Origin of the sequence: Streptomyces sp. NPDC058812 (assembly GCF_042744565.1) — a bacterium.
In the GTDB taxonomy this organism is placed as follows: domain Bacteria; phylum Actinomycetota; class Actinomycetes; order Streptomycetales; family Streptomycetaceae; genus Streptomyces; species Streptomyces thinghirensis.
Map to the genome: position 1 here is coordinate 450,213 of NZ_JBHYOB010000003.1, position 16,874 is coordinate 467,086.

14 protein-coding genes are annotated in these 16,874 nt (G+C 74.2%); 13 read left to right on the top strand and 1 reads right to left on the bottom strand.

Annotation, left to right across the window (positions count from 1 at the left end; translation table 11 throughout):
* Positions 1-217 precede the first annotated feature (217 nt).
* The 4 genes from ACFW48_RS08880 (at position 218) to ACFW48_RS08895 (ending at position 3,004) form a co-directional block, all read left to right on the top strand.
* Positions 218-1,819: a phage tail sheath subtilisin-like domain-containing protein gene (locus ACFW48_RS08880; protein ID WP_386311808.1), complete on the top strand. Its 1,602-nt coding sequence runs from the start codon at positions 218-220 to the stop codon at positions 1,817-1,819.
* Between the two features lie 77 nt (positions 1,820-1,896).
* On the top strand, positions 1,897-2,343 hold the full coding sequence (locus ACFW48_RS08885; RefSeq protein WP_053133134.1) for a phage tail protein: 447 nt from the start codon (positions 1,897-1,899) through the stop codon (positions 2,341-2,343).
* On the top strand, positions 2,343-2,849 hold the full coding sequence (locus ACFW48_RS08890) for a hypothetical protein (RefSeq protein WP_386311811.1): 507 nt from the start codon (positions 2,343-2,345) through the stop codon (positions 2,847-2,849). Before ACFW48_RS08885 ends, ACFW48_RS08890 begins: the two co-directional genes overlap by 1 nt.
* Complete coding sequence (locus ACFW48_RS08895; protein WP_167392550.1) at positions 2,846-3,004, top strand: DUF6760 family protein; 159 nt, start codon at positions 2,846-2,848, stop codon at positions 3,002-3,004. The genes ACFW48_RS08890 and ACFW48_RS08895 overlap by 4 nt, the downstream gene beginning before the upstream one ends.
* 1,709 nt (positions 3,005-4,713) lie before the next feature.
* Here ACFW48_RS08895 and ACFW48_RS08900 read toward each other — a convergent pair.
* A complete protein-coding gene (locus ACFW48_RS08900; RefSeq protein ID WP_386311813.1) occupies positions 4,714-4,989 on the bottom strand; it encodes a hypothetical protein in 276 nt (91 codons plus the stop codon).
* A 199-nt stretch (positions 4,990-5,188) separates the two neighbouring features.
* Here ACFW48_RS08900 and ACFW48_RS08905 point away from each other — a divergent pair, with 199 nt between their 5' ends.
* The 9 genes from ACFW48_RS08905 (at position 5,189) to ACFW48_RS08945 (ending at position 16,824) form a co-directional block, all read left to right on the top strand.
* On the top strand, positions 5,189-7,186 hold the full coding sequence (locus ACFW48_RS08905) for a hypothetical protein (RefSeq protein WP_386311816.1): 1,998 nt from the start codon (positions 5,189-5,191) through the stop codon (positions 7,184-7,186).
* Between the two features lie 65 nt (positions 7,187-7,251).
* Positions 7,252-7,674, top strand: a complete 423-nt coding sequence (locus tag ACFW48_RS08910; protein ID WP_055417559.1) for a phage tail protein — start codon at positions 7,252-7,254, stop codon at positions 7,672-7,674.
* A gap of 28 nt (positions 7,675-7,702) precedes the next feature.
* Positions 7,703-8,425, top strand: coding sequence for a LysM peptidoglycan-binding domain-containing protein (locus tag ACFW48_RS08915; protein ID WP_386311818.1), 723 nt, complete (start codon positions 7,703-7,705; stop codon positions 8,423-8,425).
* Positions 8,425-10,338: a VgrG-related protein gene (locus ACFW48_RS08920; RefSeq protein ID WP_386311821.1), complete on the top strand. Its 1,914-nt coding sequence runs from the start codon at positions 8,425-8,427 to the stop codon at positions 10,336-10,338. The genes ACFW48_RS08915 and ACFW48_RS08920 overlap by 1 nt, the downstream gene beginning before the upstream one ends.
* Before the next feature lie 67 nt (positions 10,339-10,405).
* Positions 10,406-10,867 carry a GPW/gp25 family protein gene (locus ACFW48_RS08925; RefSeq protein ID WP_386311824.1) on the top strand — a complete coding sequence of 154 codons (462 nt, stop codon included), beginning with the start codon at positions 10,406-10,408 and terminating at the stop codon, positions 10,865-10,867.
* Positions 10,867-12,825: a putative baseplate assembly protein gene (locus ACFW48_RS08930; RefSeq protein WP_386311827.1), complete on the top strand. Its 1,959-nt coding sequence runs from the start codon at positions 10,867-10,869 to the stop codon at positions 12,823-12,825. The genes ACFW48_RS08925 and ACFW48_RS08930 overlap by 1 nt, the downstream gene beginning before the upstream one ends.
* A 59-nt stretch (positions 12,826-12,884) precedes the next feature.
* Entirely contained in the window at positions 12,885-13,394 is a 510-nt protein-coding gene (locus ACFW48_RS08935) for a phage tail protein (RefSeq protein WP_386312091.1), read from the top strand.
* On the top strand, positions 13,391-15,046 hold the full coding sequence (locus tag ACFW48_RS08940; RefSeq protein WP_386311829.1) for an NADase-type glycan-binding domain-containing protein: 1,656 nt from the start codon (positions 13,391-13,393) through the stop codon (positions 15,044-15,046). Before ACFW48_RS08935 ends, ACFW48_RS08940 begins: the two co-directional genes overlap by 4 nt.
* Positions 15,047-15,159: 113 nt before the next feature.
* Entirely contained in the window at positions 15,160-16,824 is a 1,665-nt protein-coding gene (locus ACFW48_RS08945) for an alpha/beta hydrolase (RefSeq protein WP_386311832.1), read from the top strand.
* Positions 16,825-16,874: the final 50 nt, after the last annotated feature.

Below are 16,874 nucleotides of genomic sequence, written 5' to 3' on the forward strand. Positions count from 1 at the left end.
GCCACAGGGTGAAGATCGAACGAAGGCTTCCCCGACAGGCGGTGCCGGACGGGGTTTCGGGGCTCCCACCAGCGGTCGGACACCCCGGCCTGCCCCAACGGGCACAGCCGGGGGCAAGGTCGGTGCCCCCACTCCGGCACCCCAGGGCGTTTCGGGGGGAGCAACGCGCGCGCGAGGGTGAGGGGCGTCCTGTCTCGTACCCCGAGGAGAGCAGAGCATGCCGTCCTACCTGTCGCCCGGCGTCTACGTCGAGGAGGTGGCCAGCGGCTCGCGCCCGATCGAGGGAGTGGGCACCTCGGTGGCGGCCTTCGTCGGCCTCGCGCCGACCGGCCCGCTGAACGAGCCCACGCTGGTGACCAACTGGACGCAGTACGTCGCGGCCTTCGGTGACTTCACCGACGGGTACTACCTGGCGCACTCCGTCTACGGGTTCTTCAACAACGGCGGCAGCGCCGCGTACGTCGTCCGCGTCGGCGGCTCCGCCGAGGACGCCGCCGCCGGTTCGGACGGGACGTCCGCTCCCGCCGCCGTGACGGGCACCGCCGCCCCGGCCGCGCTGCCGGCCGCCGAGCCGAAGCAGCTCGGCACGTTCGCCGTGACGGCCAACGCCGCCGGTCAGCACGGCCCGTTGTCCGTCGAGGTCGCCGACCCCGAGGGCGAGGGCCCCGCCGAGCGCTTCAAGCTGATCGTCAAGGACGGCGACAAGCCGGTCGAGACGTTCGACGTGAGCGCCAAGAAGGGCAACCGCTCCTACGTCGTCACCCAGGTGAAGGAGCGCTCCAAGCTCATCACCGTGACGGAGGCCGCGCCCACCGCGCAGCTGGCCCGCCCGGAGAACCAGAGCCTGACCCTGCCGGCGCCGCCGGCCGCCGCCCCCGCCGCCCCGGTCGAGAAGGGCGAGAGCTCGCACCCCGGCCCGGCCCACTACCTCGGCGACTCCGCGGACCGCACCGGCTTCGGCGGGCTGGAGGCCATCGACGAGATCTCCATGGTCGCGGTGCCCGACCTGATGGCCGCCTACCAGCGCGGCGCGATCGACCTGGAGGCCGTCAAGGCCGTCCAGCTCGGCCTCATCGCGCACTGCGAGCTGATGGGCGACCGCGTCGCCATCATCGACCCGCCGCCCGGCCAGAACGCCCGACAGATACGCGTCTGGCGCCAGGAGACGGCCGGTTACGACTCCAAGTACGCGGCTCTGTACTACCCCTGGATCAAGTCCTTCGACCCGGCCTCCGGCCAGTCCCGCCTGATCCCGCCGAGCGGCCACGTCGCCGGTATCTGGGCCCGCAACGACACCGAGCGCGGCGTCCACAAGGCCCCCGCCAACGAGGTCGTCCGCGGCGCCGTCGACCTGGAGCTGCAGATCACCCGCGGCGAGCAGGACCTGCTCAACCCGATCGGCGTCAACTGCATCCGCTCCTTCCCCGGCCGCGGCATCCGCGTCTGGGGTGCCCGCACCCTCTCCTCCGACCCGGCGTGGCGCTACCTGAACATCCGCCGGTACTTCAACTACCTGGAGGAGTCGATCCTGATCGGCACCCAGTGGGTGGTGTTCGAGCCGAACGACCACAACCTCTGGGCCCGCATCCGCCGCAACGTCTCGGCGTTCCTGGTCAACGAGTGGCGCAGCGGCGCCCTCTTCGGCCAGAGCCCGGCGGAGGCCTACTACGTCAAGTGCGACGAGGAGACCAACCCGCCGGAGTCCGTCGACCTCGGCCGGGTCATCTGCGAGATCGGCATCGCGCCGGTCAAGCCCGCCGAGTTCGTGATCTTCCGACTGGCCCAGTTCTCCAGCGGCAGCGGGGAGCTGGAGGAGTAGGACACGCGTCCTCCCCCCTCTCCGGCTCCTCCCTCCCCCCCCCGCCTCTCCCAGATCACTAGAAGGACAGCGAACACATGGCTCTCATGCCGGGTGACTCCCTCACAGCGAACAACTTCGGGCTCCAGATCGACGGTGTGATGGTCGAGTACCTCGCCGAGGTCAACGGCCTCACCCTCGAACAGGACGTCATCAAGTACCCGCAGAACAACAGCACCACCGGCAAGCACGAGACGGCCGTGCTCCCCGGCAACAAGAAGGACGGGCAGTGCACCGTCGTGCGGGGCATGACCCAGTCGTCGTCGTTCACCCAGTGGATCAACGATTCCATGAACGGCCGGATGTCCACGGCGCGGAAGAACGCCTCCATCATCCTGATGGACTCCGAGGACACCCCGGTCAAGCGCTACAACCTGCGCAACGCCTGGTGCAGCAAGATCGACGCCAGCGCGGTGAAGGCCGGCGACACCTCCGCGCTGACCGAGACGGTCACCATCGTGTTCGAAGAACTGGTCATCGAATAATGCGGCGTGCGGCTGTCGGGGCGCCCGCCGCGGCCCCCGAGGACCCCCAGACCGCGGCGGCGGGAGCGGACTTCCCCCGTTCGGCTCCCGCCGTCGCACCCACGGAGACACCTGCCGAAGCGGCACCGCGGCAGCAGCTGCGCACCGAGTTCCCCTTCGAACTGCCGCGCGGCTACGTCGACGACTCGGGCACGGTCCACCGGGACGGTGTGATGCGCCTGTCGACGGCGCGGGACGAACTGATCCCGCTGCGCGACGTGCGGGTGCAGGAGAACCCGGCGTACCTGTCGGTGGTGCTGCTCGGCCGGGTCATCACCCGGCTGGGCACGCTGACGATGGTGCACGACGGGATCGTGGAGAACATGTTCGCCTCCGACCTGGCGTTCCTCCAGGACTTCTACCGTCAGATCAACGCGGAGGGCCACACCCGCGCGGCCGTTCAGTGCCCGCACTGCACGGAGCCCTTCGAGGTGGAACTCGGCGGGAGCCGCCTGGGGGAATCGTGACGTACGCGACCGACCGGCTGCACGAGGAGATCGCGTACGTCGCCTACCACTTCCACTGGAGCCTGGAGGCGATCCTGGATCTGGAGCACCAGGACCGCCGCCGGTACACGGACCAGATCGCGTCGCTCGTGACGCGTGGCGCGGCGGAGGGCTGATCGGTGGGATTCCTGGACCGGCTGCGAGGCCGTCGTGTCGGACTGCGGGACGGCGTCGGCGGGGGCGTCGACGGGGGCGTCGCCGGGGGCGGCGTCGCCAGGGGCGGAGACACGCCCCCGGCCGGGGCCGCCGGCTCGGACCCGGGCGGGAGTACGGCGAGTACGTCGCACACGGCCGGACCCGCGCCCGTGGCCGTCGCCGCCTGGACGGGCCTGCCGCCGATCCAGCGGGCGACGGGGGACGCGCGTACGGGAGTCGCGGACGCCGGGTTCGGCGGTCGGCTGCCGACGTGGCAGAACCCGTCGTTCACGGGGGCGCCGTCCCCCGCGGTGCTGAACCCGGCGGCCGGCAGCGGCATGCTGTCGGGCACGTTCGGCGAGTCGGCGCCACCGATCGCGGGGCCCGGACACCCCGTGCGGTCGCTGCCGTCGGCGTCGCCGGCCGGCGCGGCTCCGGTGCAGCGGATGCCGGTCGCGCCGCTGCGGGCGATACCGGCGGCGACGGCGCCGTCCGCGCCCACGGCTCCAGGGCCGACCGCTTCGCCTGCGACGGTTCCTGGTGCCGCGTCCGCGACACCGGCCGCGCCGGTCCAACGGGCGCGCCCCGCCGGACCGTCGCCGTCCGCGACACCGGCCCAGCCCTCCCGTGGGGTACGCGTGTCACCGGTGCCGTCCGCCGCGCCACGCCCCCGGCAGTCCCTGACCAAGGCCCCGTCCGGGTCGGCGGCCGTGCAGCGCCGGGCCCTGCCCGCGAGCCGCCGGACCACCACCACCCTGCCGGACTCCCCGGGAGCGGCACCGTCGTCGCCGGACGGTGACCGAGGGGAACCCGGCGCGGCCCCGGGCCCGGTCACCTCCCCTGCCGCCCGCCCGCCCGGCTCCGGGGCGGCCACGGCCGCGGCGCGGACGGGTGCCACACCCACGGCGCCGACGGGTGCCACGGCCACCGGTGCTCCGGTGCAACGGGCGGCCCGACCGCACCAGCAGCCGCCGACCGGCACCGACACCCCGACGACGATCCCGTCCGGGGGCGACGCCACAACCGGCCTCCCGGTACAGCGCGCGGTACTCCGCCCCGACCCCGCCCCGACCACCGGCGCCCGGCGCTCCGCCCCGACGTCCACACCCACTGCTTCCGGCGACGGCACGGCAACCGGCACCCCGGTGCAGCGCACAACGCCACGCTCCGGCCCCGCACCGACCGCCGGTCCCCGGCGCTCCGCCCCGACGTCCACACCCACTGCTTCCGGCGACGACACGACACCCACACCCACCCCCGCCGCTCCCGGCGCCGGCCCGGCAGCCGGCGCCCCGGTGCAGCGCACAACGCCACGCTCCGGCCCCGCACCGACCGCCGGTCCCCGGCACACCACCCCGACGTCCACACCCACTGCTTCCGGCGACGACACGACACCCACACCCACCCCCGCCGCTTCCAGCGCCGGCCCAGCGACCGGCACCCCGGTGCAGCGCACAACGCCACGCTCCGGCCCCGCACCGACCGCCGGTCCCCGGCACACCACCCCGACCTCCACCTCCACTGCTTCCGGCGACGGCACGGCAGCCGGTACCCCGGTGCAGCGCGCGGTGCAGCGGCCCGGCCAGGCACCGGCCCCCCGCACCGGCCACACCCGCGGGACCGAGCCCGGCAGTGGCCGCCGGACCCCCTCGCCGGACGCCCCGGGCGCGCCGGTACAGCGCGCCGTACCTCAGCCCGGCCCCACCGCGGCCACCCGCGCCACCACCCGGCCCGGCCCCACCCCGCCCGGCAACCGGGCAACGCCCGCACCCGGCGCCGACCCGGCGACCGGCACGCCGGTGCGGCGGTCCGTACCGCGGCCCGGCTCCGCGCCGAGCGGCGCGACCGGCGAGCCTCCGGTCCAGCGGTCGGTGCCCCAGTCCTCCACCGGCACGCCTCGCAGCACCCCCGCGCCCGACGCCGCCCCCATCACCGGCCGTTCGGCCACCACAGCCGACGGCGCCACCAGCGACCTCCCGGTACAGCGAGCAGCGGCCCAGCCCACCGCTGGCACGCCCGGCACCGGCACCTCGCGCACCGGCCGGACACCGCCTGCGTCGCCGTCGTCGCCTGCATCGTCGACGACGGGTGCCACCCCGCCCGCCGGCCGTCCGGCGCCCCCAGTCGCAGGCAGTGCGACGACCGGCGCCCCGGTCCAACGGGTCATGCCTCCGCTCAACCGCCCCTCCGCAACCGCCGACCGGGCACCGGCCGCACCCGACCGCGCCGCGGCCTCCGGCACCCCGGTCCAGCGAGCGGTCTCTGCGCCCGGCCGCGCCCCCGCGAGCCCCGGGAAGCACGACGCCGGTCCCGGCGACACGGCACCCGGCAGCGCCTCCCGGACCAACGCGGCACCCCGCAGCAGCGCCCCCCGAACAGACACGGCACCCGGCACCCCGGCCCACCCGGCGTCCACGCCCCCGCCGGTCCAGCGAGCGGCGGCCCGGACCAACCCCGTACCGGCCCCGGGCAACGGCGCGGGCAAGCCCACCGCGCCCCGACCCGCCGACACCGACCTGCCGTCAGGCAGCCCCGCGGGCAAGGGAAGCGCCCCGGGCGCCCCCGGAGCCGCCACCTCACGCGGCACCAGCGGCGCGACCGACGCACAGCGGCCCTCGTCACCTCCCGCCGCCCCCGGCCGCCCCACCACCCCGACCGGCGCGCAGCCCCCTGTCCAACGGCAGGCGACGCCCCCCGCCCAGCCGAAGACGCCGCACCCCACGCAGTCTTCGCAAGCCACGCGGTCCACGCGGCCCTCACCGGTCCGCCGCGCCCACGACACCCCCACCCCGGCCGCCCCCGGCACCGCACCGCTCCCGCCCACCGGCCCGTCCCCCGCGACCTCGCGCTCGGCGCCGCCTCCGGTGCAGCGCTCCACCGACCGGTCGACCGAGGCACCGAACGCGGCCGCCACCGGCCCGACTTCCCCCACCGGCCCGGCGTCCGCCGCCCACCGCGCCGCCCCCGCCGACTCCGCGCCGCCTGCCGTCCAGCGGTCACTCCCGGGGAACGCCGGACCGGCCGCCGCCGTGCCGCTCTCCCGGCCAGGGATCGAGAAGCCGGCCGCACCCGACCCCACACACCCGGTGCAGCGCAGCGCCACGACGCCCCGCCCGGGGCTCGGCGCCTCCACCTCGTCCAGGCCGGCCAGCGCCGTACGCCCGCCCACGGAACCCGCTGCCGCCCCGCACGCACACCCGGCCCCCGGCCCGGCACCGTCCGCACCCGCGCCGGTCCAGCGAGCGGCGGCCCCGCGCCGCTCACCACTCGGCGCTCCCCTCCACGCCCCGCCGACCGACACCACGCCACTCGCCGCGCAGTCACCCGCACCGGCACCGGCCTCCAGCACCCTCGGCACCGAAGGCCGTACGCCGCCGCCGGTCCAGCGGTCCACAGCGCCGACCACCACCCCCACCTCAGCGGTCCCGCCCTTCGCCAAGGCCGCCCCGCCGTCACCCCTGCCGCCCCCGCACCGCGCCACAGCCACCAGTACGGCCGCTCCCGTACCGGCGACCCCGGGCACTCCCTCCCCCTCCCCCGCGCCCACCGCGCTTCAACCGACTCCCCCCGTCCAGCGCTCCACCCGGCCCACGCCCACCAAGGCCGTACCCCTGCGCCGGCCCACGCCCCCGGGGGCCACCGCCGCCGCGACCCCGCTCCCCGTGGCCCCCCTCACGCCTCCTCCCACACCGTCACCGCCCGGCCCACCGCACCCCGTCAGCGCACCCGCGGCACCGGCGGCGGACGCCGACGCCTCCTCCGCGCCCACCGTCCAACGCCTCTTCGGGCGCCGCACCGCCACCGGTGCCCTCGCCGCCCACGCGGCGGCCACCGTGTCCTCGGCCCTGAACCACCTGCTGCCCCCGACGCCCCAGCACGCCCCGGCCGACCCGCCGCCTCCCTACAGTCCGCCGGAGACCCAGAGCGCGTCACCGCCCGGCAACCCGCCCCCGTACTCGTCGAGTCAGGCCGCCCCGGCGCAGGATGGCCCGCCCCCCGCGTACACGGCGGTTCCGGCCGGCGGGTTCGACCCGCGCGAACTCACCGAGTTCCAGCTGGACGAACTGGTGCACCGGATCGTCGGCCGCGTCACCCGCCACGTCCGCACCGAACTGCGCATGGACCGCGAGCGGATCGGCAGACTCCGCGACCCCCGCCACTGACCGGCCCACCGCTCCCTCCGCGCACCTGACGCACCTGACACACCCGACAGAAAGGCCCACCCCCGATGCCCCGCCAGGACCCGGGCTCCACCATCTGGTTCACCCTCACCATCGACGGCGAGAGCCTCGGATACTGGAACGGGTGCGAAGGCCTGTCGTCCCAGGTGGAGATCGAGCAGCGCCAGGAGGGCGGCAACAACGGGTTCGTGTGGCAACTGCCCACCCGGGTGTCCTTCTCCAACATCCGGCTGACCCGCCCCCTCACCCCGGACACGGCCAAGGTCGCCAAGTGGATCTCCTCCGTCCAGACGGGGATCAAGCGGCCGACCGCGCAGATCTCCGCCCTGCGCGCGGACGGGTCACTGGTCGCCCGCTGGGGGCTGATCGACGTACTGCCCGTCAGCTGGCAGGGCCCCAGCCTCGACCCCGGCAACCCGGCCGTGGCGAACGAGGTTCTGGAAATCACCCACCACGGCTTCACCGACTGACGGCGCTGCGGAGCAGAGAGGAAGACCCATGGCAAAGAGCGGCAAGGGCGCCGGCAAGAGCCTCGTACGCGCCAACCTCGCCATCCACGAGCCCCCTACCGGCACGACCACCACACCCGGTGCGCTGATGCGTACGTTCGGCTTCGAGTTCAACCCGGCCCAGCTGTCCCTCACCCAGCGGACCCAGTGGACGGCGACCCCGACGGCGGCCGTGCGGAAGGCCGCGAAGCCGCAGTTCATGGGTGCCGAGCCGCGGGAGATGACCCTGGAGATCTTCCTGGACTCCTCCACCAAGCCGGGCGGCAACACGGTGCTGAAGAAGGTCGAGTCGCTGCTGCGCTGCTGCGAGGTGACCGCCAAGAGCCTCGCCTCCGACCAGCCGTCGCCGCCCTGGGTGGTCTTCGAGTGGGGGTCGTTCTCCACGGCCCGGTTCACCGCGTACGTCGCGTCCATCGAGGCGTCGTACACCCTCTTCGGCACCACCGGCATCCCCATCCGGGCCACCTGCCAGGTGCACCTGGTCGAGATCCCCGGCCCGACCCGGGGCCAGAACCCCACCTCCGGCGCACTCACCGCACAGCGCGTGCACCGGGTCGTCGCGGGCGACTCGCTCCAGTCGCTGGCCTGGCGGGAGTACGGCAGCGCGGGCGCGTGGCGGGCGATCGCCGAGGCCAACGGCATCGACGACCCGTCCCGCCTGCCGACCGGCACCGAACTCATGCTGCCCGCCGCCGAGGAGGTGCCGCACTGATGGTGCGTCCCGCGTTCTCCAGCATCGTCCAGGTCCGGATCGGCGCCGCGAAGCTGCCCGACGACATCGCCCTGATGCTCGTCGACGGCTGGGTCGACCAGGGCATCGGCGTGCCCGCGGCCTTCCGCCTCACCTTCCGCGACCCCGACCATCTGGTCCTCGGCAAGCTGAACGTGCAGTTCGGCACCAGGGTGGTCATCACCCCGGTGGCCGACGGCCAGGGCGTCGGCAAACCCCTGCTGACCGGCGAGGTCACCGCCATGGAGGCCGACTACGACGGCACCGGCAGCTACACCGTGATCCGCGGCTACGACTTCGGGCACCGCATGATGCGCCAGCGCCGCGTGGCCGCGTACCGCAACCAGAAGGCCTCCGACATCGCCCGCAAACTCGCCGCCATGGACGGCCTGTCCATCGGCCGGATCCAGCCGACGAAGGGCGCGTACGGGTTCATCAGCCAGTCCAACGTCACCGACTGGGACTTCCTGGCCCGGCTCGCCGACGAGAACAACATGGTGATGTCCGTGGACGCCAAGGGGAAGTTCCGGTTCGTCAAGCCGAACCCGTCGGCCGGCGCGCCCTCCCCGAAGACGGACGGCGACAAGAGCGCCTTCGTCCTCCAGGCCCGCCACGACATCATGCGGCTGCGGGCCGCGGTGACCGCCGCCGACCAGGTCGGCAAGGTCGAGTCGCGCGGCTGGAACGTCACCACCAAGAAGAAGATCACCGAACTCGCGCCCGCGCAGACCGACCCGGGCGTCACCATCGGCTCCACGCCGGGCGAGGCCGCCGGCAAGTTCAAGGCCGCCAAACTCGTCGAGACGGCCAACCCCTACGACAAGCAGGACGAGGTCCGGCACGCGGCGCAGGCCCTCGCCGCCGACGTCACGTCCTCCTTCGCCGAGCTGGAGGTCGCGGTGAAGGGCAGCCCCGACCTGCGGCCCGGCGTGCCCGTGGCGCTCAGCGACGTCGGCAAGCCCTTCGAGGGCAAGTACACCGTCACCTCCGTACGCCACCACTTCGGCGACAGCGAGGGTTACCAGTCCTGGATCACGGTCAGCGGACGCCAGTGGCGTTCCCTGTACGGGCTGGCCTCGGGCGGCGGCGGTGGCGTGGACCCCGCGAGCGCGGCCCGGCTGCCCAGCGTCGCCAACGCCATCGTCACCGACGTACAGGACCCCCTCAAGCAGGGCAGGGTCAAGCTCCAGTTCCCGTGGTTGGACGACACCTACGTCAGCGACTGGGCGCGCAGCGTGCAACTGGGCGGCGTGGGCGGCGGCGGCGTCTTCCCCATGGACGTCGGCGACGAGGTGCTGGTGGCCTTCGACCGGGGAGCGCTGGACCACCCGTTCGTGATCGGCGGGCTCTACAACGGCCGGGACGTGCCGACCAAGGTCGACGTCCCGCTGCACGACGGCCTGAAGAAGAAGGCCGTCCGGCACACCCTGTCCGACCGCCAGGGCAACCGCGTCGACCTGCTCAGCCAGCGCACCGGCGGACGCAAACAGGGCGTCCGGATCGCCAGCGGGAACGACAGGCTGACCATCAACCTCGACCGCACCAAGACCGAGATCACCGTCGACAGCGCGGGCTCGGTCAGCATCACCGGCAGCCGCTCGGTGTCGGTGGAGGCGGGCATGAACCTCACGCTGGAAGGCCGCCGCTCGGTGACGATCAGAAGCGGCGGGCCGCTCACCATGGAGGGCAAGGGCATCGTCAACCTCAAGTCGCTGGGCGGCGTGGTCGCGGTGAACGCGCTGGGCGGCGCCCTGAACCTGACGTCGACCGGTGCCGCGACCCTCACCGCCACGGGCCTGGCGACGATCACGGCGGCCAACACGAAGATCACCGGCGCCAAGCTCGACCTGTACGGCGGCTTCTTCGTCAACGAGATCAAGTACCCCTTCGGATGACCGGACGACCGCGCCGGCGCCCCGGGGTCGTCGGCACAAGGAAACGGGAAAGGCAGGAGGCCCCCTGATGGCCGAACAGTTCGTCGGCTCCGGCTGGTCGTTCCCCCTGCGCATCGGACCCACCGGCGGCATCGCCCTGGTCAGCGGTGAACGGGAGATCGAGGAGGCCATGCAGCTGGTCCTGGCCACCGCCCCGGGCGAGCGGCCGATGCGGCCCGAGTTCGGCTGCGCCATCCACGACCTCGTCTTCGCCCCGGTCAACGAGCAGACCGCCGGGCGGATCCAGCACGAGGTGTACACCAGCCTGGACCGCTGGGAGCCGCGCATCGAGGTCCACGAGGTCGAGGTCACCGCCGGTGACGACCAGAGCGTCCTCTACATCGACGTGCGCTACTCGATCCGCGGCACCAACAACCCGCGCAGCCTGGTCTTCCCGTTCTACGTCATCCCCTCCCACGACGAGCCGGACCTCCCCGACGGTCCTGCCGGGCCCGCGGGCCTCCCGGGCTCTCCCGAAAGCGATCGCTGATGTCCCTGCCCTCCCCCAACCTCGACGACCGCCGCTTCCAGCAGTTCGTCGACGACGCCAAGCGCTACATCCAGCAGCGCGCCCCGGAGTGGACCGACCACAACGTCTCCGACCCCGGCGTCACCCTCGTCGAGACGGTCGCCCACATGGCCGACCAGATCGTCTACCGGCTCAACCGGGTCCCGGAGAAGAACCACCTCGCCTTCCTCGACCTGGTCGGCATCACCCTCTTCCCGCCGTCCGCCGCCCGCACGGACGTCACCTTCTGGCTGTCCGCGCCGCAGGAGGACGCGATCCTCGTCCCGGTCGGCACCGAGGTCGCCACCCTGCGCACCGAACGGGACGAGGCCGTCGTCTTCGCCACCGAGCGCGACCTGACCGTCGTACCGTGCGAACTCGGCCGCCTGGTGGTGCAGCACAGCGGCGAAGCCGTCACCGACCGGACCACGGACCTCGCCGAGGGCAAGGACCTGCTGTGCTTCTCGGAGGCCCCGGCCCCCGGCGACTGCATGCTCATCGGCCTCACCAACGCGACCCCGCACTGCGCGCTCGCCCTGGAACTCGACAGCCGCGTCGACGGCGTCGGCGTCGACCCCCGGCAGCCGCCGCTCGCCTGGGAGGCCTGGACCGAGGACGGCTGGCAGCCCTGCGAGGTCGACCGGGACGGCACCGGCGGCCTCAACCGCCCCGGCGACATCGTCCTCCACATACCCGGCGGCCACGTCCTGTCCCGCAACGGCGGCCACGAGGCCGGCTGGATCCGCTGCCGGGTCACCGAGCCCCTGCCCGGCCAGCCGTTCTACACGACGTCACCGACCATCCACTCCGCCGAGGCGTACACCATCGGCGGCACCACCGGCACCGTCCACGCCGAGACCGTCCACGACGAGGCCCTCGGCGAGTCCACCGGCCTGCCCGGCCAGCGCCTGCGGCTCGAACACGCCCCCGTCGTCGCCGACGACCCGCCCGTCCTCCTCCAGACCGCCACCGGCGACGGCTGGCAGGACTGGCACGTCGTCCCGCACTTCGCGGGCTCCGGCCCCGACGACCACCACATCACCCTCGACGCCGCCACCGGCCAGATCGCCTTCGGCCCCGCCGTCCGCGAACCCGACGGCACCCTGCGCCAGTACGGCACCGTCGCCCCCAAGGGCGCCGTCATCCGCGCCCGCCGCTACCGCACCGGCGGCGGCAGGGCCGGCAACGTGGCCCGCGGCGCCGTACAGGTGCTGCGCACGTCCATCCCGTACGTCTCCGAGGTCGTCAACCGCGAGGCCGCCCGCGGCGGCGTCGACGGCGAGACCGTCGAGGAGGCGAAGCTCCGGGCGCCGATCACCCTCCGCGCCCAGGAACGCGCCGTCACCCTGCGCGACTACGAGGAACTCGCCCGCCGCGCCGCCCCCGAGACCGCCCGCATCACCTGCCTGGAGGGCAAGGAGGGCGAGCACGGCGCCTACGCCGTCCGCGTCCTGGTCGTCCCCCAGGCCGTTCCCGACCCCGGCGGCCGGCTCCGCTTCGAACAACTCGTCCCCGGCGACGCCCTCCTGGGCCGTATCACCCGCCACCTCGACGAACGCCGCCTCATCGGCACCCGCCTCGCCGTCGGCCCGCCCTACTACCAGGGCGTCACCGTCGTCGCCACGGTCCACGCCTTCCGCGGCGTCGACACCGACCGCGTACGCCGCCAGGCCCACGACGCGCTCTACCGCCACCTCGACCCGCTCACCGGCGGCACGGACGGCAAGGGCTGGCCCTTCGGCCGCCCCGTGCAGACCGGCGAGGTCTTCGCCGTGCTCCAGCGCGTCCCCGGCGTGGAACTCGTCGACGACGTCGTCCTGCACCCCGCCGACCCCCTCACCGGCAAACGCGGCGACCCCACCGACCGCATCGACCTCGAACCCCCGTCCCTGGTCTTCTCCTTCGACCACCGGGTCCGAGTGATCGGGGACGGCGCGTGACGGCCGCGTCCCACCGGGGTTCCGTCGACGGTCTCGGCTCCTCGCTGCCCATCGGCTCGATGCTGCCGGCCATCTTCGCCGACGACGACCTCGCCCAGCGCTTCGTCGGCGGCCTCGACGACGTCATCGCCCCGATCCTGAACGTCCTGGACTGCCTGGACACGTACTTCGACCCGGCCCTCACCCCGGCCGACTTCGCCCAGTGGCTCGGCACCTGGGTAGGCGCCGAGACCGACGGCACCGAACCCGAGGACCGGCTGCGCGCCGCCGTCGCCGCCGCCGCCCGCCTGCACCGCGTACGCGGCACCCGGCGCGGCCTGTCCGAGGCGGTACGGCTGGCGTTCGGCGTCGAGCCCGACATCACCGAGAGCGGCGGCGCCGAATGGAACGCCCGCCCTCTCGGCCCGTTCCCCGGCACCCCGCGCCCGCGCCTCCACGTCGCCCTCCGGCTGCCCGACCCGTCCCCGGCGGACACCCACCGCCTGGACACCCTCGTGGCCGCCGCCCGCCCCGCCCACATGCCCTACACGGTCGAAGTGACCGCCTCCGAAAGGACCCCGGAGAGATGACCACGCAGAACTGCGCCGAGTGCGGAACCCGCGCGGAACCGGGCCAGTCCTTCTGCGACGCGTGCGGTGCCGTCCTCCGCTGGGACCAGGCCGGCACCCGCACCGCGCAGCCCGCGGCCTCCTCGTCCGACCAGGGCCCCGGCTGGGACGCGTTCTCCCGCCCCGGCCCCGGCGGTACGGGCGTACCCCCCGCCCGGCACGGCCGCGCGACGCCCGCCACCGGCGGCCCGGACGACGACGACACCGAGGAGACCCCGGCGGTGCCCCACCCACGCCACCCGGCGGACACACCCGGGGCCGGGAGCGTTCCCGGTGCGGCAGGTACCGCGGGCGCCGCAGGTGCGGCAGGTACCGCAGGTACCGCAGGTACGGCAGGTACGGCAGGTACGGCAGCTACCGCGGGGGCAGCGGGCGCCGCCGGTACCGCGGAAGCGGGGGGCGCCACAGGCCCCACAGGTTCCACGGGCTCGGCCGCGACCTCCGGTACCGGCGGCTCCCCCAACGGCACAGCAACGACCGGGCCGACGGGCGCCCACGGAAGCACGGGCGACCCCGGAAGCACGGACACCCCCGGAGACACGAGCACCTCGGGAGGCACGGCGACCACCGGAAGCACAGACCCCACCGGAAGCACAGGCACCGCCGGAGGCTCCCGCACCCCCCGAGGCCCCCGCACCTCCGACGTGGACGAGACCGCCCCCACCACCCCGATGGCGTCCGCGCCGGCCCCGAACGCCCTCACCGACACGATGTCCGACCGCGCCCGCTCCCTCCTCGTCCCCGTCGCGGACCCGGAGGCCCACGGCCCGACCCCGCCCCCCGCCGTCGCCCCCGTCCTGCCCGGCCGCCCCGACGCGGACCGGCCCCAGGTCCGCGCCCCCGGCCACCAGCCGGACATCGCCAACGGCCCGCCCTGCCCGTGGTGTTCCACCCCCAACCGCCCCGACCGCCACTACTGCGCGCGCTGTGCGATGCCCCTGGACCGCACCGGCGAGGACACCACCGCGCCCGCCCCCTGGTGGCGCCGCCTCTTCGGCGGCCGGCGCCGCGAGACCCCCTGGGCCGGCGACCGCCCCCGCCTCCGCCGCGTCTTCGACCGCATCGGCACCTGGATCACCGTCCTGGTCGTCATCACCCTGGTGGTCCTCGGCTTCGTCTACATCCCCGACGGCGTCCAGGCCACCCGCGACCACTTCGCCAAGCGCGCCCCGGTCTCCCCGGACCGGATCACGGCCTCGCGCTCCTTCACCGGCCACAAGCCGGAACTCCTCATCGACAAGCTCAGCAACACCTGGTGGGGCCCGGGCATCTCGCAGTCCGGCCAGGGCGAGTGGATCGAGGTCAGCTTCACCGAACCGACCCGGCTGCTGGACCTGATCATCACCCCGGGCACCTCCACCAAGCCCGACCAGCTCAACCAGTCGGCCCTGCCGCACCGGGTGAAGGCGACGATCACGACGAAGGACGGCAAGACCACGACCCGCGACCTCACCTTGGACCAGGGCGCCGGCGGCCAGCGACGCCCCTTCCGCGTCGGCGAGGTCACCAAGGTCCGCTTCACCATCGAGTCGGCCCACGCGGCCTCCGCGAAAAAGCAGGTGGCCATCGCGGAGATCGAGTTCTTCGGCCCGTCGAGCGCCAACCGCGCCTGACCCACGCCCCGGTACACAGGGGGAACGTCCTCCGCCCGGCTCCGGCGGAGGACGTTTCCACCGAATGGACGCCACGCCGCGCGCCCCCGGGCGGCCCGCCGGAGTCTGAGGCCATGCCCTCAGCCCGAGCGATATCCACCGCTGCCCTGCTGGCCACCGCCACCCTGCTCTCCTGCTCCCTGACGGCCTGCGCGCCGACGGCACAGGACGGCGGCCGGGGCGGTGACGGCGGCGGCGCGGCAACCGACGCACCGGACGCAGACCGCTTCCGGAAGCAGTCCCTGAACTGGAAGGACTGCCCGGCCCCCTCCCCCGTCCAGGGCGGCGGCGAGGCCCCCGCACCCCTCCCCGACGGCACCCGGTGGCAGTGCACCACCATGCGGGCGCCACTGGACTGGAAGAACCCCTCCGGGGAGTCGATCGGCATAGAACTGATCCGGGCCCGCGCCGGCGGCGACACCGACGACCGGATCGGCTCGCTGCTCTTCAACTTCGGCGGCCCCGGCGGCTCCGGAGTCACCACCCTGCCCGCCCTCGCCCCCGACTACGAGAAGCTCCGCTCCCGCTACGACCTGGTGAGCTTCGACCCGCGCGGCGTCGGCAACAGCCGCGGCGTGCGCTGCCTGGACCCCGAGGCCGCCGAAGAGGCCGAGGAGCAGGTCGACGAGACACCGGACGACGGCGGCGACGAGACCGACGCGCTGATGGAGCTCAACAAGCTGATGGCCGCGGCGTGCGAGAAGAACTCCGGCGACGTCCTCCCGTACGTCGGCACCACCGAGGCCGCCCGCGACATGGACCTGATGCGGCACCTCCTCGGCGACGAGAAGCTCCACTACTTCGGGATCTCGTACGGCACCCAACTCGGCGGCGTGTACGCCCACCTGTTCCCCGAACACGTCGGCCGGGCCGTCCTGGACGGCGTCGTCGACCCCACCCACGACATGATGGAGGAGGCCCTCGGACAGGCCGCCGGATTCCAGCTCGCCTTCGAGCACTTCGCCGAATGGTGCGTCGAGCAGCGCTGCACGCTCGGCGAGGACGTGGAGGCGATCGTGGACACCGCCGTGGAGCTCGAGGCGGACCTGGACGAGACTCCGCTGCCCACCTCGGACGGCAGCGACCTGGACGGCGACGAGGTGCTCGCCGCCATCTCCGGTTCGCTCTACAGCCAGTCCTTCTGGCCCGCGCTCCTGGTCGGCCTGGAAGCGGTGACCGGCGGTGACGGCGACGTCCTGGCGGACCTGGCGGAGGCACTCGGCCAGCACGGCGCCGGCGGCGACAGCGACGACGGCACCACGGACGAGGGCACGGACGACCCCACGGACGAAAGCAACGAGAACGACGCCTTCAGGGCCATCACCTGCGACGACTCCAGCGACCGCTACACCGTGGCCGACGTGGAGCGGAAGATGCCCGAGTTCGTCGAGGCGTCACCCCTGTTCGGGCCGGGCCTGGCGTGGAGCGCGCTCTCCTGCGCCGGTTGGCCGGTGCCCGGAGAGGCCCACCACCCCGAGGTGAGCGCACCGGGAGCGGCGCCGATCATGCTGGTCGGGAACACCGGCGACCCCGCCACCCCCTACCAGGGCGCCGCCCGCATGGCCGAGGAGCTCGGCAAGGGCGTCGGCTTCGAGCTGACCTACCGCGGCGAGGGCCACGGCGCCTTCGACTCCGGCAACGCGTGCGTGCGCGACGCCGTCCACGCCTACCTGCTCGGCGGAGAACTCCCGAAGCCCGGCGCGGTCTGCGAACCGGAGCCCCTGCCGGAAGGCAAGTGACCCCCGGCCCCGCGATGGCCCGAAGGCCCGCCGTCCACTGGACGGCGGGC

Excerpts from the sequence above, each read along its gene's own strand:
- ACFW48_RS08880 (WP_386311808.1), top strand. The coding sequence starts at position 218 with ATGCCGTCCTACCTGTCGCCCGGCGTCTACGTCGAGGAGGTGGCCAGC.
- ACFW48_RS08885 (WP_053133134.1), top strand. The coding sequence starts at position 1,897 with ATGGCTCTCATGCCGGGTGACTCCCTCACAGCGAACAACTTCGGGCTC.
- ACFW48_RS08890 (WP_386311811.1), top strand. The coding sequence starts at position 2,343 with ATGCGGCGTGCGGCTGTCGGGGCGCCCGCCGCGGCCCCCGAGGACCCC.
- ACFW48_RS08905 (WP_386311816.1), top strand. The coding sequence starts at position 5,189 with ATGCCTCCGCTCAACCGCCCCTCCGCAACCGCCGACCGGGCACCGGCC.
- ACFW48_RS08910 (WP_055417559.1), top strand. The coding sequence starts at position 7,252 with ATGCCCCGCCAGGACCCGGGCTCCACCATCTGGTTCACCCTCACCATC.
- ACFW48_RS08915 (WP_386311818.1), top strand. The coding sequence starts at position 7,703 with ATGGCAAAGAGCGGCAAGGGCGCCGGCAAGAGCCTCGTACGCGCCAAC.
- ACFW48_RS08920 (WP_386311821.1), top strand. The coding sequence starts at position 8,425 with ATGGTGCGTCCCGCGTTCTCCAGCATCGTCCAGGTCCGGATCGGCGCC.
- ACFW48_RS08925 (WP_386311824.1), top strand. The coding sequence starts at position 10,406 with ATGGCCGAACAGTTCGTCGGCTCCGGCTGGTCGTTCCCCCTGCGCATC.
- ACFW48_RS08930 (WP_386311827.1), top strand. The coding sequence starts at position 10,867 with ATGTCCCTGCCCTCCCCCAACCTCGACGACCGCCGCTTCCAGCAGTTC.
- ACFW48_RS08935 (WP_386312091.1), top strand. The coding sequence starts at position 12,885 with ATGCTGCCGGCCATCTTCGCCGACGACGACCTCGCCCAGCGCTTCGTC.
- ACFW48_RS08940 (WP_386311829.1), top strand. The coding sequence starts at position 13,391 with ATGACCACGCAGAACTGCGCCGAGTGCGGAACCCGCGCGGAACCGGGC.
- ACFW48_RS08945 (WP_386311832.1), top strand. The coding sequence starts at position 15,160 with ATGCCCTCAGCCCGAGCGATATCCACCGCTGCCCTGCTGGCCACCGCC.